Genomic DNA, 17,269 nt, shown 5'->3' with positions numbered 1-17,269 from the left:
AAGAAACCAACCTAAACGACGCCTATCCGATATGGGTGGGCGCCCGTTTGTTTTAAGGCCCTGATACACAAAGGGAATAATTAGAAACCGTTTTATCTATGCTATTCACCCCTTGCCCGTTATTCGTTTGAATCGCCACTACGGTGTTCGGGTAACTGACGTTCACCCAAGTAGAGGAAGAAAGCAAAGTTTTAGCATTCAGATCACTTGTAAATAGATTCGCTCCTTGAACATAAGGTGCGGTAGTTGCGGAAGGATTGATCAGCCAAATCAATTCATTTATATTCGGCATCCTCCAAGTTTTGGAAGCTAAAGTTAAACTAGAACAATAGTCGACTGCCTGTAGCCAAGTTTGTGACGTAGGAGTTCCGGAACAATCCAACGAACCTTCTCCCGCCAAACACTTAGTCCAATATCTTCCTGTAGTGGAATCGAACAAAGTTCCGTCTCCTTTATCCGCAAGAGAAGAAGAAGGATGACTGCTGCCTGTAACACAACGATAAGAATAAGTGTTCGATGACTTAGGAGTTACAGTCGCTACTTGGTTTACAAATCCGATCGCATATGCATTCGTGCTCGGATTAGTGGGATCCGAAGTAGCTGTCAACATATAGTTATTATAGTTATTCGGGAAGTTTGTGCTGGAGATGGAAGGAGAAGCTTGCCTAAGAAGAGAATAAGATTCTTGAATGGAAGGAAGTCTCCAACCGGTAAGATTTGCATACCCCTTTCCTCCGTTCATAGAATTCAGAGAAGAACAATAAGAAACCGCAGTGGACCAGTTTCCGGTTAAATCCGATCCTGTACAAGTAAGTCCCGTTTTACTATAGTTACATGTTTGCCAAACCAAACCAGTGTTTAGATCCGTAGTGGTGATGTCTGAAGGGAATTCCGAATTCGCATTCGGCCCGGAATAGGATTGTGATTTTCCCGATTGAACCAAACCGTCCTGTCCTCTATGAAGACCGGAATCACAAGCAACCACTGTTGTAGAAGTAGTGTAACATACATTTTGTTCCGTGCGCACAACAGGGAAGAAGAACTGTGCTTGAGAGACCGGTCCTACCTGCCCGGAAGAAGTGACTGAAATCGCTTTGATTGGTTTCCCCACGAAATCTTTAGAAGGATACAAAGGGCCTTCGTAAAGAAGAGAACTGGAATTAGGATCGGTTCCATCTATCGTATAACGAATGCTTGCGCCGGAAATATTGCTCGATAAGGAAACGGACTCGGAATAGGCGACGACGGAAAGGCTAGGTCTGCTGAAACTGACTGTCCCGTCCGAACATAACCCTAAAACGCAAAGAAGAATACGATTGTATGTGAACTGTGAGGAATTCGGATCGGAAGGGTTACCAAATTTCAAAGGCCCACACCCGGCAGAAAAAAGAACTAGAAGTATGATGAAAAAGTTTTTTCCAAGATTCATAGTTTTACCTTAAATTGACCCTCGACTCTATTATAGAATAAAGGTCGAAATGGCCCAATGCAATAATAATTTTTTGATAATTTTTCTCCCCGGTTTCCTACGATTCGGGAAACCGATTAATTTCGTTCCATCTCATCCCATTCGTCATCCAGGGGGATTTCCTTTTCTCCCTTATCGACTAGGATCAACCTTTCCAATTCGGCATTTCTTTGTTTCGCCAAACTGATATAAGCCTTTCTATCTTTTCGATGTTCGAAAAGTTCTTCGAAAGTCTCTTCATCATGTTTGGAAAAAGTGAGTGCCGCTTTTCTTGCCTGATAAGAACGAATGCCCATTGACTTAAGAACATCCACTCCCAATTCGATGGCGGTATTTTTCGTTTCCCGATACACCCTGTGAGCGCCTAACTCTTTCAACTGGTATGCCTCTTCCCTATCCCCTGCCCTGGCTAAAATCGTCAAATGGGGAAAATGTTGGATCACATTTCGAATCAACTCTTCCTGTTTTTCGAAACTGTCCAAGGCGGCTACCAGAAGAGTGGCTTTCTCCGCACCTATGGACAAAAGAAGTTCCGTTCGAGTCGCATCTCCAAAGTATACCTTAAAGCCGAATCTTCTTAACATTTCGATTCGATCCACATCGTAATCCAAAACAGTGATTCCGATTCGATTCACTCTGAGAAAACGGCCTAACATATTTCCGAACTTACCGAATCCGCAAATGATGACAGGATTCTCTTCTCCGTGCACCTCATCTTCTTTCGGTTTTTCAGTGCCTTTATCTTCCAAAAGGGATTTAAACCATTTCTCATAAACAAGAAGGAAGATCGGAGTGAGCGCCATACTGATCGCTACGGAAGCTACCATTGTGGATACGATTTGTTCGGAAAGAATTCCGCTCGATTCGGAATAATTGAATAACACGAAAGAGAATTCACCTACTTGAGATAAGGCGAGAGCAAAATAAAGATTTTGGTCCAAAGGAAGACGAAAGATCCAACCCAAAAGCAAAAGAACCAATGCTTTCAAAAGCATAATTCCAAGAACGGTACCCAAAATCAAAAAAGGATTTTCATAGACCACGTTCAAATTCATGGAAGCACCCACACTCAGGAAAAATAGACCGAGCAACAGCCCCTTAAAAGGTTCTATATTCGATTCCAATTCGTGCCTGAACTCACTTGTCGCCAAAACCACCCCGGCAAGGAAAGTTCCCAGCGCGGCAGAAACTCCTATAAGCCCCATCAAAATAGAAATTCCGATCACTAAAAGGAGACTCGCACCGGTAAAAACTTCCCTAAGTCCAGTGGATGCCAATGCGCGAAATAAGGGACCTAACAGATATCTGCCGGCGAGAATGATGGAAATAACTGTCAAGATGACGATGATGGTTTGCAGATACCCTGGCAAATGGTGAATCAAAGAGGAACTGTGCTCTGCGCCAGTTTGATCCGAATCCGCAAGCAAAGGAAAAATCGCCAAAATAGGGATCACTGCCATATCTTGGAATAGTAATACGGAAAAAGAAGCCTGTCCCGACAGAGACTGCATCAGTCCTTTTTCCTTTAACGTTTGCAATACGATTGCGGTGGAAGAGAGAGCCAAGATGAGCCCCAGTGCGATGGAAGGTTTGGTTTCCAATCCGAAAAACAAAGAGAATACCAAAACCAATGCGGAAGTCAATGTTACCTGCAAACCTCCCAAACCCAAAAGCCAATACTTTAATCGCCAGAGAAGGGAAATTTCCAGTTCAAGTCCGATCACGAACAACATCATCACCACTCCGAATTCGGCAAAATGAAGAAGATCGTGTCCTTCGGTTCCCACAAAGCCCAAAACTGCGGGACCGATTCCGATTCCAGCCAATAAATAACCAAGTACAGAACCTAATCCCAAACGATGTGCGATAGGAACCATGATGATGGCTGCAGATAAATAAATAAGTGCTTGGACGAAAAAATCAAGATCGTTCATTATTTCCCTCCTATAAGATCAGTTAGGAATCGATTGTATCTTTTCCCTTCTTCGATCAAATCCCTTTCCGTCAGATGAAACGTTCCCTGCAAAAGAAACGGAGACAGATATTCCATTCCGCAAAGCTCCGCAGTCCTGGTAAAAGGAAGCAAAAACTCTTCTATAGAATATTTATGAAAGCCTTCCCGACTATAGGCTGTTTTGCCACCTCCCGTAGTAATCACTTGGATCCATTTTTTGCCTCGCAGTTTATCCCCTCCGGAACCGTAGGCCCAACCCTGCTCCAAAACGGAATCGATCCAATGTTTAAAAAGAGGAGGAGAACTGTACCAATGAAACGGATGTTGGGGAAGAATGATATCGTGATCCAAAAGCAGTTGTTGTTCCCTTCGAACATCTATCTGGAAATCGGGATATTCTTCATATAAATCATGTAAGGTGATATAGGGAGAGGAAGGAATTTGATCTACGAGTATTTGATTCGCTTTCGATTTTTCAAAGCTCGGATGAGAAAAAAGAATCAGTATTTTTGCCATTTGCAAAAGGTTCCAAAAGACCCTGAGAAAAAGGGAAAAAAATTAGGGGCGAGGATACAATCACTAAAGTTTTTTAAACAGCCATTTGTGGAGCATTTTTGCAAAGTCGTCCTTCACGGCAGGTTTGCTGATATAATCGTTCATTCCTGCGGAAATACATTTTTCCTTTTCTCCGGATACGATTCCAGCAGTGACCGCAATGATAGGAATTTGATCCCCTCCTTCCATTGTCCGAATGATTTGGGTCGCCTCATAACCGTTCATTTCCGGCATCTGAACATCCATAAAAATAAAGTCAGGATGACTCGTTTGGAATTGTTCTACCGCTTCCTTGCCGTTCTCTGCTACGACGATCTCCGAATTGGGGACTAATTTTTTGATAATACTTTTCAAGAGTAATAAATTGACTGAGTTGTCCTCTGCCACCAAAAATCTCACCCTTTCCTCGATTTTGGGAAGTTCCGAGGACGATTGAAGTTGAATTTTGCTTTGGCTTGTTTTTTCGACATGGTTCACTAAAAACAAGGAATGACGCAGACTTTCCTCATCGATATAAACCGTTACGGGAAGATCAAAATAAAATTTACTTCCTTTACCTAATTCACTTTCCACATTCAAAGTACTTCCCATCAAAGCGAGAAGCCTGTTCGAAATGGCAAGACCGAGCCCTGTTCCACCAAACCTGCGTGTGGTGGAAAAATCCTCCTGAGTGAAAGCTTCGAAAATTTTTCTCTGGTTTTCAGGAGCAATCCCCATACCGGTATCTTTCACAGAAAAATGAAGCAGATAGGTTTGTTTTCCGATTTTACCTGAGTTCTCCAGTCTAAATTCGATTTTACCTATCTCGGTAAATTTAATCGCATTACTGAGTAAATTAACAATAATTTGTCGAAGACGGACGATGTCCGCAATGACTAAAGAAGGAATCGTTTCATCGATATAGACTTCTATTTTTAAGCCCTTGGTCTCCGCCTGGTGACGGATCATATCTGTCACTTGTCTTCCCAAATCATAAAGATTCGTTTTTTCCAAAGACAGTTCCATCTTTCCCGCTTCTATTTTGGAAAAATCGAGGATATCGTTCACAATGTCCAAAAGAGAATTAGCGGACTGAGCGATGGTCATCATATATTCGTGTTGCGTTTCATCCAGATCCGTTTTCAAAAGAAGATCCATAAAACCGATGATCCCGTTCATAGGAGTTCTGATTTCATGACTCATATTTGCTAGAAAATCGGATTTAGCATCGCTTGCCTGTACAGCAATAGACTTCGCTTTTTGGAGTTCCGTATTTTGTAATACAGTCTCGGTAATATCTTGGGTGAACATCATGATACCGCCGATGCTTCGATCCATATCGTACCAAGGACGGATCTCCCATTTCAAAAACTGATCCTGCGTCCAGCCTTCCGGCCTCCAACGATCTCTTTCGTTGGCAACGATCTCTCCTGCAAGACAACGCTTATGAACATCCTTCCATTCTTGAGTTATGTTAGGAAACACTTCATAATGAGAACGGCTTTTTAGATTTTGTCCCTGAAGTTTATAATCGATGAGCCAACGATCACTCACAGCTACATACTTTAATTCTTTATCGAACATTGCCACTGCGGCCGGAGCATTTTCAACAAACGCTAGTAATCTGGCTCTTTCCAAAGAGAGGGCCATTTCCGTTTTTTTCTTCTCGTCTATATCGTAAATCGCTCCGAAAATGCGGGTGCAGACTCCGTTTTGAAACTCTCCCTTTGCAACGGAACGAACCCAAAGTTCATTTCCTTTGGCAGTCACAAGCTGCATTTCTATATCGTAAGGAATTCCTTTCGAAATCAGTAAAGAAATCGCTTCTTTTACACGATCCCTGCTCTCTCCTTCTTTAATGAAATCAAGCCCCTTTTCGATGTTAGGCACATAGTCGGAAGGAACTTCATGCATCTCTTTGGTAACGGAAGACCAAGAACCTACGTTATTGATAAGATCCGCATCCCATCCGCCAATGCGCACCAATTGGCTGGTTTGTTCCAAAAGTTCGTTCGCATGTTTTAGTTGGGCTTCCTTGATCTTCTGTTCGGTGATGTCTCTTCCTACTTTGCTTATCCCGATCACCTTTCCTTTCGAGTCCAAAATAGGAGATACGGAAACGGAAAGAGAGATTAGATTTCCTGATTTCGTTTTCCTTTTGGTTTCATAAGCGGGAAGTTCGGTTCCTTCGTTTATGATTTTATGGATTAGAATTTCATTGGCTAAGATGTCATCAGGAATCAAAAGGAAAAAAGATTGCCCGATCATCTCGATCGCTTTGTATCCGAAGATCTTTTCCGCTCCCGAATTCCAAGTGGTTATTTTTCCCTCTAAGTCGATGGATATGATCGCATCTCTGGAAGACTCTACGATTTTTGCGAGTCTAAGATTCAGAATTTCGGATAACTTTTGTTCACTGATATCCTGAAAGGTTCCGAAAATACGGATGCAAGCCCCGTCTTTCCATTCCGCTCTTCCGATGGCTCGCACCCAACGCAGATTTTTTTTAGCGGTGATGATTTGCAGTTCCAGATCGAATGATTTACCGGAAGAGATTGCGAGGGAAACCGCAGTTTCTATCTCTTCCTTATTGTCTGAATCGGCATAAAAATCGAATGCTTGTTCGATGGTGGGAGAATAGGTAGTATCGACTTCATGTATGATTTTAGTCACTGCCGACCAAAATAAAACCTTATGGATCAGATTGTATTCCCATCCGCCTACTTTGGCGACCAGGTTCGTCTCTTCCAAAAGCTCTGCTGTTTTCATTTGCCAAGATATGAGATTCTTAGGGGCAATCTGTTCGCAGCAACAAAGAAGTTTCTTAGGAATTCCGAAAGAATCATAAAATGCGAAGATCCTGACTTTTAAGAAAACCGAAGAACCATCCTTGCAGGCGAAAGAGAGATCGAGGGAATCTTCGTAGCGATTTATATCCGAATGAGAAAGAATATATGCCTTTAAGGAATCGAAATCGGCAGTCTCTAGGATTTTTATGTTTTCAGAGTTTGTGTATTCGTAACCTAGAAGAGAAACAAGTTTTGGATTGGCCCACTGCGCCTCCGGATTTTGCAAATCCAGGATCAATATTCCATCCAATGCGTATTTTTGCGTAAAAACGAAAACTTCCTGATTGGTTCTTACCCACTCATAAAGCTCTTGTTCCAAAGATAGTCGCATAGTCAGAGTTACCATTTGCGTCGGACGCAATTAGAAGACGAATTTTAATCAGAAATTTTAAAACAAAGAAACAGGATTTTTAAGGAAAAAAATATTTCTTCATATCCTTCCCTTTATGTAAATCGAAAATACTCCTCTCTCGGGAAAAATACGGTTCGAACTGCTACTCTAGCCTAAATACTGTTTCACGAAAGGAATTTTATTTCTTTCCATATAAGTCAGATACACGGAGGAAAACAATACCACACAGGCCAGAAAAAAGAGAAGTCCGCGATCTCCCATTACCTCCACTCCCAAAAAAATCAAATGGGAAATGACAGCTCCAGCGATTACGTTCAAAGAAATCAAAGCGCCTAACCAGACGAAAGAAGGCAAAATTAAAAAAACGGCAGCGAATAGTTCCACCCCTGCGGACAAATACCTGCCCCAAGGTTCCATTCCCAAAGTGGAAAAGATAAATACGGACTCTTCCGCACCGGACAGTTTGAAATACAGAGTTGCCAAAAGGATTAAGGAAGAAACCCAACGGGAAATGTGAAATATGATTTTTTGCAGCTTTGTCATCTCTGTAAGCATCCTTCGGGGATCAATTTTCCATTCTGTTCTTTCCGAATCCAAGGAAAAAATAATTTCCTTAGATGAATTCGACGAAATCGGGAAAGTGTGATAGGGATCTTTTTAATTGAGAGGTTGCTTATTTTCAGAGAGGGGGAAGGAAGGAAAAAAGAAGGCTTCGAAAAGCCTTCTTGGATGGAGATTACTGAGCCGGAGCGGCTTCCCCTTCGATTTTGATGTCTACATCTTCTCCTACAAGAAGACCGCCTGTTTCCAAGGTTTTATTCCAAGTAAGACCGAAATCAGCTCTTTTGATTTTCGTATCTGCCTCAAAACCTAACTTAGTATTTCCCCACGGGTCTTTTGCGATTCCCGCATATTTTACGTTCAATACAACCGGTTTGGTAACTCCTTTGATGGTAAGTTCGCCAGGAACTTTTACGACAGCGCCTTTTTTCACAGCTACTGGTTTGCTAGCTTTGAAAGTGATCACAGGAAATTTATCCACATCGAAAAAATCCCCTCCTTTTAAGTGGCTGTCTCTCTTCTCTTCATTCGTATGAATGGATTTTGTTTTGATGGTAGCATCTACGATGCTGAGTGAATTTGTTTTTTCATCAAATCCGAACTTAGCATCAAATTCCTTAAAGGTTCCCGCAACGGTTGCGATTCCTAAATGTTTGATTTTGAATCCCACGGAACTGTGAGATGCATCTACTTGGAAACTTTGGGCACTCACTCCCGAAAATGCGAAGGCAGTCAATGCAACTGCAATGATCGATCTAATACTAGACATGTATCTTTCTCCTTAGCGATTTAGACAGAGATCCAAACGCTTTTCTCTAGAGTAGACTTTCGTATTTTTATTTTCAAAGAAAAAACATCACTATAGTGAAAATATTTCCAATATAACGCCAAAAGTGTTCTCTTTTGAGCTTATTTCTTTTTAGGATCCTTTTTTCCAAAAAAGAAATCCTTCACTGATTCGACGGAATCTTCCACAGTCCCTATCGTCTTTTCTACAGTGTCAGAAACAGTGGATCCGGCAAGACCTCCTACAACGGCACCTACAGGCCCAGCCAGAAGAACTGTCCCCGCATATACGGAAGCAAGCCAGATAGGATCGATATAAGCGAAGTTTCTTCCGAACACCCCCTTATACAAAATGGGAAGTTTGACCGCCTTACCGGCAAGTCCGGGCAAAGCCACAGTGAACTTCATATCGATTTTGCCGTTGGCTTGGTAGATACCACCTCCGACTGCGGAGAGTCCGACTCCTTTCATATCGAATTCGGAAAGAGTGAGCTTTTGGTTCTGCATCTCTATCTTCCCGGATATGGACTCGAAAGAAGTGCTGTCTCCGGAAGATCCGTTGAAGTTCAAAAGTTTTCCGATCTCTGCGATCGGCTTGATGAAGTTTGCATATCCTTGCAGGGCACCGTTCCGAACGAAAAAATTTCCCTTGAGGCGCAGAGAATTTTGAATCATCTCTTTAGGTCCAACAAACATTGATAAGGTTAGATTGGAATTCAATCTACCTTTGATCAATTTTTGATCCGCCGCTTTCAAAAGCGCAGGTTCCAAGTTGATGGAACTCAAATTCAATTTCGCATTCAATTCCGGATACCGAGAGGCAAGCTTCAAATTGCCGTTCACACGAATCTCCCCTCCGTAGATCCCTGCTGAAATTTCAGGAAACAGAACTTCCTGATTTCCATAGTTCACATCCCCTTTTACGTAAGAGAATACGTAACCGTCCGCATTGAAGTTTTTCACATCTAAAGAAAGTTTTGCGGTCAAAGGAATTTGTATCTCCTCCTTTTTTTCAGGGGGAGAGGATGCCGGTTTATGTTTTAGATAAGAACTGATGATTTTGGATCGACTCGGATTGATTTTAGAAAAACTGTTTTGAAGCGCCAAAACTTTTTTCAAATCGATAAACTCGGACTTCAATAATAATTGCAGATTGTGATTTTCCTCTTGGGAAAAACTGCCGCTCAGATCCAACTTCGCATAATTCCCCAAGGCAATGTCCAAACGTTTTAATTCAGCCAGTTTCTTTTGAGGGTCATAATTCAATTCGGAAGCGAAAGAAAGTTCTCCCAACTCCGTATGACGGGAGTTTTTTGCATCGGAAAGAAGCAATCGGGACAATTGAAGTTCGAATCCTCCTTCTTTTTTTCTTTGAACTTGAATGTCTCCTGAAACTTTCGCATTCGTTAGATCCGCATTTTCGAATATGCCTACTAGATCTTGGTATTTTCCCAGTTCCAATTCATTGAAGCCGAAAGAAGAATTAAAATACAAAGAATTTAGATTCCATTCGTTCTTTTCGAGATGGAGGTAAACATCAGCATACAAATCTTTTTCATTTAACTTTACTTTGGTGTGAAAGGAAGCGGAAAGATCTCCCGCATCGACGGAAAGATCCGCATTTTGGATCTGCAGGATATGGGTCGATTCCGTTTGTTCCTCGGTAAGAAACACGGAAAAATCGTTTACTGTGAGATTCTCAGGAATGAGGGATAAAAGAGCTTTAGGACCTTCTTCCTTTATCTCTTCCTCTTCTTTTTTATCATCCTTAGACAAAGACCGTAATTTGGTCAGAATCGGAAAAGAACCGTTTCTATCTCTTAGAAGATAAAGAGTTCCCTTTTCCGCAAGTAGAGAGTTCAATTTCAATTCGCTCTTCAACAAAGAAACAACGCTCAAATAAACTTCCAAAGAAGATAAAGAAACGATCTCTTCGTTTCCATCTTTGACTTTTAAATCTCTAATCTGAAGTCCAGGTAGAGGAAATACGATGGATTTGATTTCGGAATAACTTAAATCCAGTTGGACGTATTTACGGATGGTATCTACAGCTATGTCTTTTACGGACTGGCGGTCTAAAATTTGTTTCAGACCTAAGAAGAGAAAAAAGAAAAAAATGACAATTCCCAAAATGAAAAAGGAAAGAAAACGGAACACTCGTAGAAACATGGAATGAAATGTACAATCGATTTTCCGTCTGTAAACCCTTTATTTTCTCCTTCTTTTCAACCGAAGCGGAGAAAGAAATAGCGAAGAGAAAAAGAAGGGCATGGCAGGATAACGACCGTTTACCGAAATTTATTTCGAGCTTCTGAAGCGTTTCCCGCTTCTGTTCGAATTATTTACTGAACCTCTTCACCTTCGAAAGGGATTTTAGTTGTGGAAGTATCCAAAAGAGGCCCTAACTCGTAAATGTTCACATAACCGTAAGCTTTTAAGGAAGTGTATGTGGACAAATTCAAAGAAGCGGCTGGGGCTTTCGCAGCAAAAGACTCAGGACTTCCTTCGAAATTATTATTACAATAGATGAGAACCTTCACATCCTTTCCAGGAATTACAGAAGCAAGAGACTGTTCCGTAAAATCGGTAAAGGGAAGATTCACCGCACCTTTGATATGACGCAAAACAAATCGAGAAGAACTTCTCGCATCCAGAATGATAACATCCGGTTCCTTCATCATTGTCAAAAATTTATCTTCCGTAAGCCGTTTGAGTTCCCGATCGCCGGCGGATTCTACTACGATTTTTTGGAATCCTTTGTAATCGATGAGTTTGTTAGGAATCGACTCGACTCTAGTTTTCTTTTTTACGGAAGCTTTCTTTTCTAACTTTTCCGCAGGAAGAACGGTTGCAAAAACGAGTAAGGAAAAAAGGATTAGAATCGATTTCATAATTGACCCCTAAATAAATTGTTTCTGATGCTTCTGACAAATCTTCTCGACCATTTTATCTCCCCGGACAGTCGAAAAATCAACAAATAAATGAGAGAACCGAAACCGAATTATACACTCCCTCCCGTTGAATCGCAGAAAAAAATACCTGCAGGATCCCTATTCCGCTACATAGGAAAAGCATTTTTACTCGTTTGGGAAACCAACCGCAAATTAACGATCGCCATTGCCGTTTTAACATTGATCGGAGGAATTTTACCTGCAGGAATCGCTTATGTAGGCAAGCTGATAGTGGACAGCGTTGTCATCGCCTCCCGCTCAGGTTCCGAATCCCTATCCTACTTCACTCTTTCCCTTCCCTCACTAACCTATGTTAGCATTGAAGCGGCGGCCATCATACTGCTTGCTGCTTCCCAAAAAGGACTGAACGTTTGCCAATCGCTTTTAAAAGTGCTCTTGGGACAAAAGGTGAACGAACTCATCCTGGAAAAAGCGTTAACATTGGAGCTGACTCATTTCGAAGATCCTGAGTTCTACGATAAAATGACCCAAGCACGCACAGGGGCATCCAGCAGACCGCTCGCTCTCATCAATCGCAGTTTCGGTCTTTGTCAATCCGCCATCATACTGTTCACATTCACAGGGCTCATTCTCCAACTCTCCGGTTGGGCCGTTTTACTTTTATTAGTCGCGGGGATTCCTTCTTTCATTGCGGAAACTAAATTTTCGGAACATGCATTCCGCCTTTTCCGATGGAGATCTCCCGAAACGAGAGAACAAAATTATTTAGAAACTCTAATCGCAAGAGAAGATCATGCGAAGGAAGTCCAATTATTTCAATTGGGACCGATGCTTCTGGATCGTTATCGTTTTATTTTCGAACGATTGTACAAGGAAGATAGAGACCTTACCATCAAAAAAGGAATCTGGGGATATCTATTGGGATTACTCAGTACGATCGCATTTTATTCCGCATACGCATGGATCGTGATCAAGGCCATATCGGGAAACATCAGTCTGGGAGAGATGACTATGTATCTCGTTCTATTCCGACAAGGCCAATCCACCTTCTCTTCCATTCTGACTTCCATAGGAGGGATGTATGAGGACAATCTGTACTTAGCCAATTTATACGAATTTTTGGAACAACCTGTTCCCATCCCTCAAGGTAAAATCAAAGAAGGATCCAACAGAGAAGGAATCCGTTTTGAGAACGTATCCTTCACCTATCCTGGAAATACGGAACCGGTATTGAAAGATATTTCCATTCATTTGAAACCTTCCGAAAAATTGGCAATCGTAGGAGAAAACGGTTCCGGCAAAACCACACTGATCAAACTTCTCACACGATTGTACACTCCTACTTCAGGCAGAATTCTGTTAGACGGAGTCGATCTGCAGGATTGGGATCTGAACGTTCTAAGAAAAAGAATAGGAGTTATCTTTCAGAACTTCGTACAATACCAATTTACCGTTGGAGAAAATATAGGAGTCGGAGATGTGGATCATCTTACGGACAAAGAAGAATGGGTCTCCGCATCCGAAAAAGGAATGTCTCAAACTTTCATCAAAAATCTTCCTGCAGATTATGGAACGCAATTAGGGAAATGGTTTAAGGGAGGACAAGAACTCTCCGGCGGGCAATGGCAAAAACTGGCTTTGTCCAGAGCGTTTATGAGAAAGAATGCGGACATACTCGTATTGGATGAACCTACATCCGCGATGGATGCGGAAGCGGAAATGAATATATTCAATCATTTTCGTTCCTTAACGGGAGACAAAATGGTGGTTCTTATCTCTCATCGTTTTTCCACAGTGAGAATGGCGGATCAAATCATTGTTATGTCCGATGGAAAAATCATGGAACATGGAAGTCACGAAGAACTTTTAAAGATAAACGGACGTTATGCTCATTTGTTTTCCCTTCAGGCGGCAGGATATAAATAGAATCGTTTTCGGAAGAATCAGGAACGGATTCTCCTAAAAACGACAGTTTTTAGACTTGCTTGTAAATGCTTGGAAAATTCTCATAAAAGACATGGGACAACTTACTGCAACCTTCAAAACGAACAAAGGCGAAATCAGACTCAAACTGTTCGCCGATAAAACACCGAACACTGTAGCCAATTTTGTAAATTTAGCACAAAGAGGTTTTTACAACGGCCTCAACTTTCATAGAGTGATCGATGATTTTATGATCCAAGGCGGATGCCCTTCCGGAACAGGAACCGGCGGCCCAGGTTATAAATTCAGAGACGAATTCGTATCCGATCTAAAACACAATAAACCAGGAATTCTTTCCATGGCCAATGCTGGACCGAACACAAACGGAAGCCAATTTTTCATCACTCATGTTCCTACCAACTGGTTGGACGGCAAACATTCCGTATTCGGTGAAGTGATCGATGAAAAAGACCAAGCTGTAGTAAACTCGATTCGCCAGGGAGACAAAATCGAATCCGTAACGATCGAAGGAGATACTACCGAAGTTTTCGCAATCGCAAAACCACACTTAGATGAGTGGAATTCCATCCTAGACGAAAGAAAAGCCTAAAAATTCCTGCCCTTACTTTGGATCTAATTCTAAGGTAAGGGATTCGTCCTCAAATCAGCTAACTGCAATTCGCAGTACATACAGTGATAGAGTTTCTAACAAAAAGTGCAGATTCACTGATTTTCTTATTAAATGCAATGATCTCTTCCGGTGTGCGAAACTCGAATTGACCGGCCTTCTGTGTAGGAGGGAATCTTCTTTCACTAGTGATCACGAAAATATGCAAACCGTCAGATAGAACTCTCATTTCAGTGAAGGTTCCGTATTCTTTCCCAATTTGTTGCGCACACATAAGACGTCCTACATAACTTTCGCTTTCTCCAATATCCTTTCGATCAGGGCCATTGTATAAAATATTCGTGCATTGAGACTTTGCCAAAGCAAATACAGATTGGATAAAAGAATGAGCCGAACTTGTATTATTAAATTTTTGCTCAACGATGATCCATTCCGTATTTGCGACATTGTTTGATACAGGAATCCATTCTTTTAGATATTCCCCTCCTGCGCTTTTATCGGACGCTAACTGCCATTCCAAAGACTGAGGCAGATCAACACCTACAGCCAAGATTGGGGTATGTTTTTTAAAGCTGCTGACACAGCCGATTAAACTTAAAACAAAAAATAGAAGATACTTCATAAAAAATCCCTCTGTATAAACTTCATAATTACACATAACACTATTTAACCGTAAATGTAATTCTATACTCGGTAACCGAAGGGGAAACACGTACCCCACCGCATGTTAAGGAAGGAGCGCTGGACCCTTCGATTTTATAGGTATTGGATGCATTCGGTGTAAAATCCAGATTACTTGTTCCAGAAGAAGATACTAAGACAGTCGAAGTGGAACCCACAGTTTGAGAAAAGGAAACAGGCAGAGTTCTGGATGTGGAACTACAACCCGAAAAAGAATAACTGGCTCTTCCTTCCGTTGCAACCACATTGTATTGAACCGAAGGATTCGCAAAGACCACTTCCGTAGAACCGCTGCTACTTCCGCAAACAGAATATGTTCCTGAAGCGGGAATTGTCACTTTCGATCCTACGTTTGTACTACAAGGAGGTTTTTGGCTCGCTGCAAGTAAAAGAAGGAAAAGCATAGTATCTTCCTTGGTGATCTCACCGTCTTCCTCCTTTTTATTTTTATCGTTTTTACAGTTTACTAAGGCTAAACTCAATATAAGAAAAACAGAAATTAAGTATTTTATTTTTTTCATTTGTAAGGAGGGAATGATATAAAAAAAACAGAGTCAATCTTTTCAAAGAAATGGACACATAAAAACAGAAACTAACGTATAACTTTTTTTATCAAAATATTCAATTTTTTCTTAAATCATGCAATAAATCTTCGAACTTTAGAAATAAGAAATTTTTCCACAAACCATCGATACGAATATACAAAACAGATAAAAAATAATTTATTTTTGCGGCTGAGTCGATAAAGTTTCTACGGGAGGTAACATAGCTTATGTCTTCAGACCATTTAATACAATTAAGGGAAGATGCAATACGTCTACGAGAAGGAGGGTTTACCGATCTGGCATTTAAAAAAATGACAGAATTCTTAAGTTTAGTTCATCCTTCTTTTACCCACAGCCATCATCTATTTTTGGCGGAGATCTATTTCGAAAAAAAGAAATATGAGGAAGCTTTAAAAGAATGTGATATCGCTATTTCCATTATGCATGATTTTATCCCAGCATTGGAACTTCGTGCCAAAATTTTCATTATTAATTCCGAATTCGAAAAGGCGGAACTAGACAGGAAAAAGATCCGAAATATCAGAGATATAGAAAAGGCAAAATGGGACGACCCCGATCATTATTATCATTATAAATAAAAAAATGAATCATTTCACTTGAGTTTCAAAACTACCTAACCGACATAATGGGAAAACAAAACTCAACCCTACGCCAGGATTTGCCAAAAAAAGGGCTTCGCAGCAGCTTCAATTTTTATCTATAACTATCATTACATGAATTACCATCAACTATTGGGCGAACTCTTTTTTTATCCCATGGTAGAATGTTATCAGAACATTCATAACTACAGATGTCCACGGTTATTCCGACCTCTTGGTGGGAGCAAATAATGCAGCAGGAGATTACGGCGCCGCTTATTTGTTCCAAAGCCAAGGTATTTCAGGAATTTCTAATCGGATCTAAGCACAACAGGAACGGCAGATGCTGTCTTTACTGGTTCGATTATGAGCATGAATTTCGGATTCGGAGTCACTTTATCAGATATCACAGGGGGCTGATGTGATCGTAACAAACCCTAGCTTAGGAACCACCCTAGGCCAAGGAAACTTTGATTATTTTAAGAATAACAAAGGTTCTTTCTCAAAAACACAAACCATTTCCATTCCTTATACCTATTTCTTCAGGAAATACGATCGCCTTACAAATAAATTACGAACAAGCTTATGGACTGGTTTATTTCCCTACTTTTCAAGAACCGAAAATAATTTGTTACCTATTAGACAAGGTTTATAAAAATAAAAATCCTTATTGACTTTTTTTAAAAAATCACGATATCTAAGACGTATGAAAGCAAAAGACACTCGACTTCAAAATCAAGTGAAACAAATCAAAAAGGTTTCCCGTCTTTGTTTTGTTTCCAAACCAACAAAAGTAAAACCTTCCGGTAAATTGTATTCCAGAAAGAAAGGGAAAGATCTTTCTGGAATAATTCTTTTTTTTCTTAATTTCTAATTCCTCTTTTCACTCCTTCTTTTAAAGGCAATCAATCAATCTCTTCAAATAGGATGCGAAACTCCGTCGTCTGCAAAGGTATCCTTCCATTGATTCTACAGAGGGATCCCGGTGGAGAACTGGAAGTTACCAAATAAGACTCGGATTCACTCGGTTTCAATTCTACATTTCTTTCATCACTTCCTACGATCGTTCTAAGAGGAGCAGATCCAGACATATAAGCTCCGTATGTAACCGTCACAGTCCCGGAACAAGAAGGCCAATAAGTAGCAGTTCCAGGAATAGCAGTGATTCTATAAGTTTTACTATAATCGGCAAATTTAATTCTTACATCTCCTGCACTGTCGCCGCAAATTCGATACACTCCCGATACGGTCACTGTAGGTATTGAGATAATCTCAGTTTTAACGATACGATAGTGACAGAAGTTTTGCAGCATACTGATCAAAAGCAGATTTTTCCCTAACGACTCATCTTCCAGAAGAGGCTTTTTTTCACTTTTACATTCTGCCAAAATAAAAAGCAAAATCATCGAAATCGTTATCATTTTTTTCACAATACTTTCCTAATACTAACCGGATAGAACTACAGCAAACAAACAGT

General features: G+C 40.8%; 15 protein-coding genes. 4 read left to right on the top strand and 11 right to left on the bottom strand.

Annotation, left to right across the window (positions count from 1 at the left end; genetic code table 11):
• Positions 1-52: 52 nt before the first annotated feature.
• The 8 genes from EHS15_RS12130 to EHS15_RS12095 all read right to left on the bottom strand — a co-directional run bounded on the left by EHS15_RS12130 (position 53) and on the right by EHS15_RS12095 (position 11,395).
• A complete protein-coding gene (locus EHS15_RS12130; protein ID WP_167884223.1) occupies positions 53-1,366 on the bottom strand; it encodes an Lcl domain-containing protein in 1,314 nt (437 codons plus the stop codon).
• A gap of 179 nt (positions 1,367-1,545) precedes the next feature.
• The gene (locus EHS15_RS12125; protein WP_135760843.1) at positions 1,546-3,402 is read right to left on the bottom strand and encodes a monovalent cation:proton antiporter-2 (CPA2) family protein; all 1,857 of its coding nucleotides are present in this window, start codon (positions 3,400-3,402) and stop codon (positions 1,546-1,548) included.
• Positions 3,402-3,938: an NAD(P)H-dependent oxidoreductase gene (locus EHS15_RS12120; protein ID WP_135760842.1), complete on the bottom strand. Its 537-nt coding sequence runs from the start codon at positions 3,936-3,938 to the stop codon at positions 3,402-3,404. The genes EHS15_RS12125 and EHS15_RS12120 overlap by 1 nt, the downstream gene beginning before the upstream one ends.
• A gap of 63 nt (positions 3,939-4,001) precedes the next feature.
• Positions 4,002-7,136, bottom strand: coding sequence for a PAS domain S-box protein (locus EHS15_RS12115; protein WP_135760841.1), 3,135 nt, complete (start codon positions 7,134-7,136; stop codon positions 4,002-4,004).
• Between the two features lie 168 nt (positions 7,137-7,304).
• Entirely contained in the window at positions 7,305-7,700 is a 396-nt protein-coding gene (locus EHS15_RS12110) for a DoxX family protein (RefSeq protein ID WP_246052127.1), read from the bottom strand.
• 193 nt (positions 7,701-7,893) lie between these two features.
• A complete protein-coding gene (locus EHS15_RS12105) occupies positions 7,894-8,487 on the bottom strand; it encodes a YceI family protein (RefSeq protein WP_135760840.1) in 594 nt (197 codons plus the stop codon).
• Positions 8,488-8,627: 140 nt separating this feature from the next.
• Positions 8,628-10,673, bottom strand: a complete 2,046-nt coding sequence (locus EHS15_RS12100) for an AsmA family protein (RefSeq protein ID WP_135760839.1) — start codon at positions 10,671-10,673, stop codon at positions 8,628-8,630.
• Between the two features lie 173 nt (positions 10,674-10,846).
• A complete protein-coding gene (locus EHS15_RS12095; RefSeq protein ID WP_135760838.1) occupies positions 10,847-11,395 on the bottom strand; it encodes a rhodanese-like domain-containing protein in 549 nt (182 codons plus the stop codon).
• A 90-nt stretch (positions 11,396-11,485) separates the two neighbouring features.
• On the opposite strand from EHS15_RS12095, the gene EHS15_RS12090 reads away from it, so the two are divergent.
• Positions 11,486-13,342 (top strand): ABC transporter ATP-binding protein, encoded by a 1,857-nt coding sequence (locus tag EHS15_RS12090; RefSeq protein WP_135760837.1) that lies wholly within the window; start codon positions 11,486-11,488, stop codon positions 13,340-13,342.
• Between the two features lie 91 nt (positions 13,343-13,433).
• On the top strand, positions 13,434-13,949 hold the full coding sequence (locus EHS15_RS12085; protein WP_135760836.1) for a peptidylprolyl isomerase: 516 nt from the start codon (positions 13,434-13,436) through the stop codon (positions 13,947-13,949).
• A gap of 58 nt (positions 13,950-14,007) precedes the next feature.
• Here EHS15_RS12085 and EHS15_RS12080 read toward each other — a convergent pair whose 3' ends face one another.
• Positions 14,008-14,589 (bottom strand): hypothetical protein, encoded by a 582-nt coding sequence (locus EHS15_RS12080; protein WP_135760835.1) that lies wholly within the window; start codon positions 14,587-14,589, stop codon positions 14,008-14,010.
• A gap of 40 nt (positions 14,590-14,629) precedes the next feature.
• Positions 14,630-15,130, bottom strand: coding sequence for a hypothetical protein (locus EHS15_RS12075; protein WP_135760834.1), 501 nt, complete (start codon positions 15,128-15,130; stop codon positions 14,630-14,632).
• Positions 15,131-15,420: 290 nt separating this feature from the next.
• Between EHS15_RS12075 and EHS15_RS12070 the strand changes: the two genes are divergently transcribed.
• Positions 15,421-15,792, top strand: a complete 372-nt coding sequence (locus tag EHS15_RS12070; RefSeq protein WP_135760833.1) for a tetratricopeptide repeat protein — start codon at positions 15,421-15,423, stop codon at positions 15,790-15,792.
• Between the two features lie 706 nt (positions 15,793-16,498).
• The gene (locus tag EHS15_RS19120; RefSeq protein WP_167884222.1) at positions 16,499-16,666 is read left to right on the top strand and encodes a hypothetical protein; all 168 of its coding nucleotides are present in this window, start codon (positions 16,499-16,501) and stop codon (positions 16,664-16,666) included.
• Between the two features lie 31 nt (positions 16,667-16,697).
• Here the strand turns inward: EHS15_RS19120 and EHS15_RS12065 are convergent, their stop codons facing one another.
• Positions 16,698-17,222, bottom strand: coding sequence for a hypothetical protein (locus EHS15_RS12065; protein WP_135760832.1), 525 nt, complete (start codon positions 17,220-17,222; stop codon positions 16,698-16,700).
• Positions 17,223-17,269: the final 47 nt, after the last annotated feature.

This window comes from Leptospira idonii, assembly GCF_004770995.1.
GTDB classification, from domain to species: domain Bacteria; phylum Spirochaetota; class Leptospiria; order Leptospirales; family Leptospiraceae; genus Leptospira_A; species Leptospira_A idonii.
This window is presented reverse-complemented; position numbering and strand designations above follow the sequence as displayed.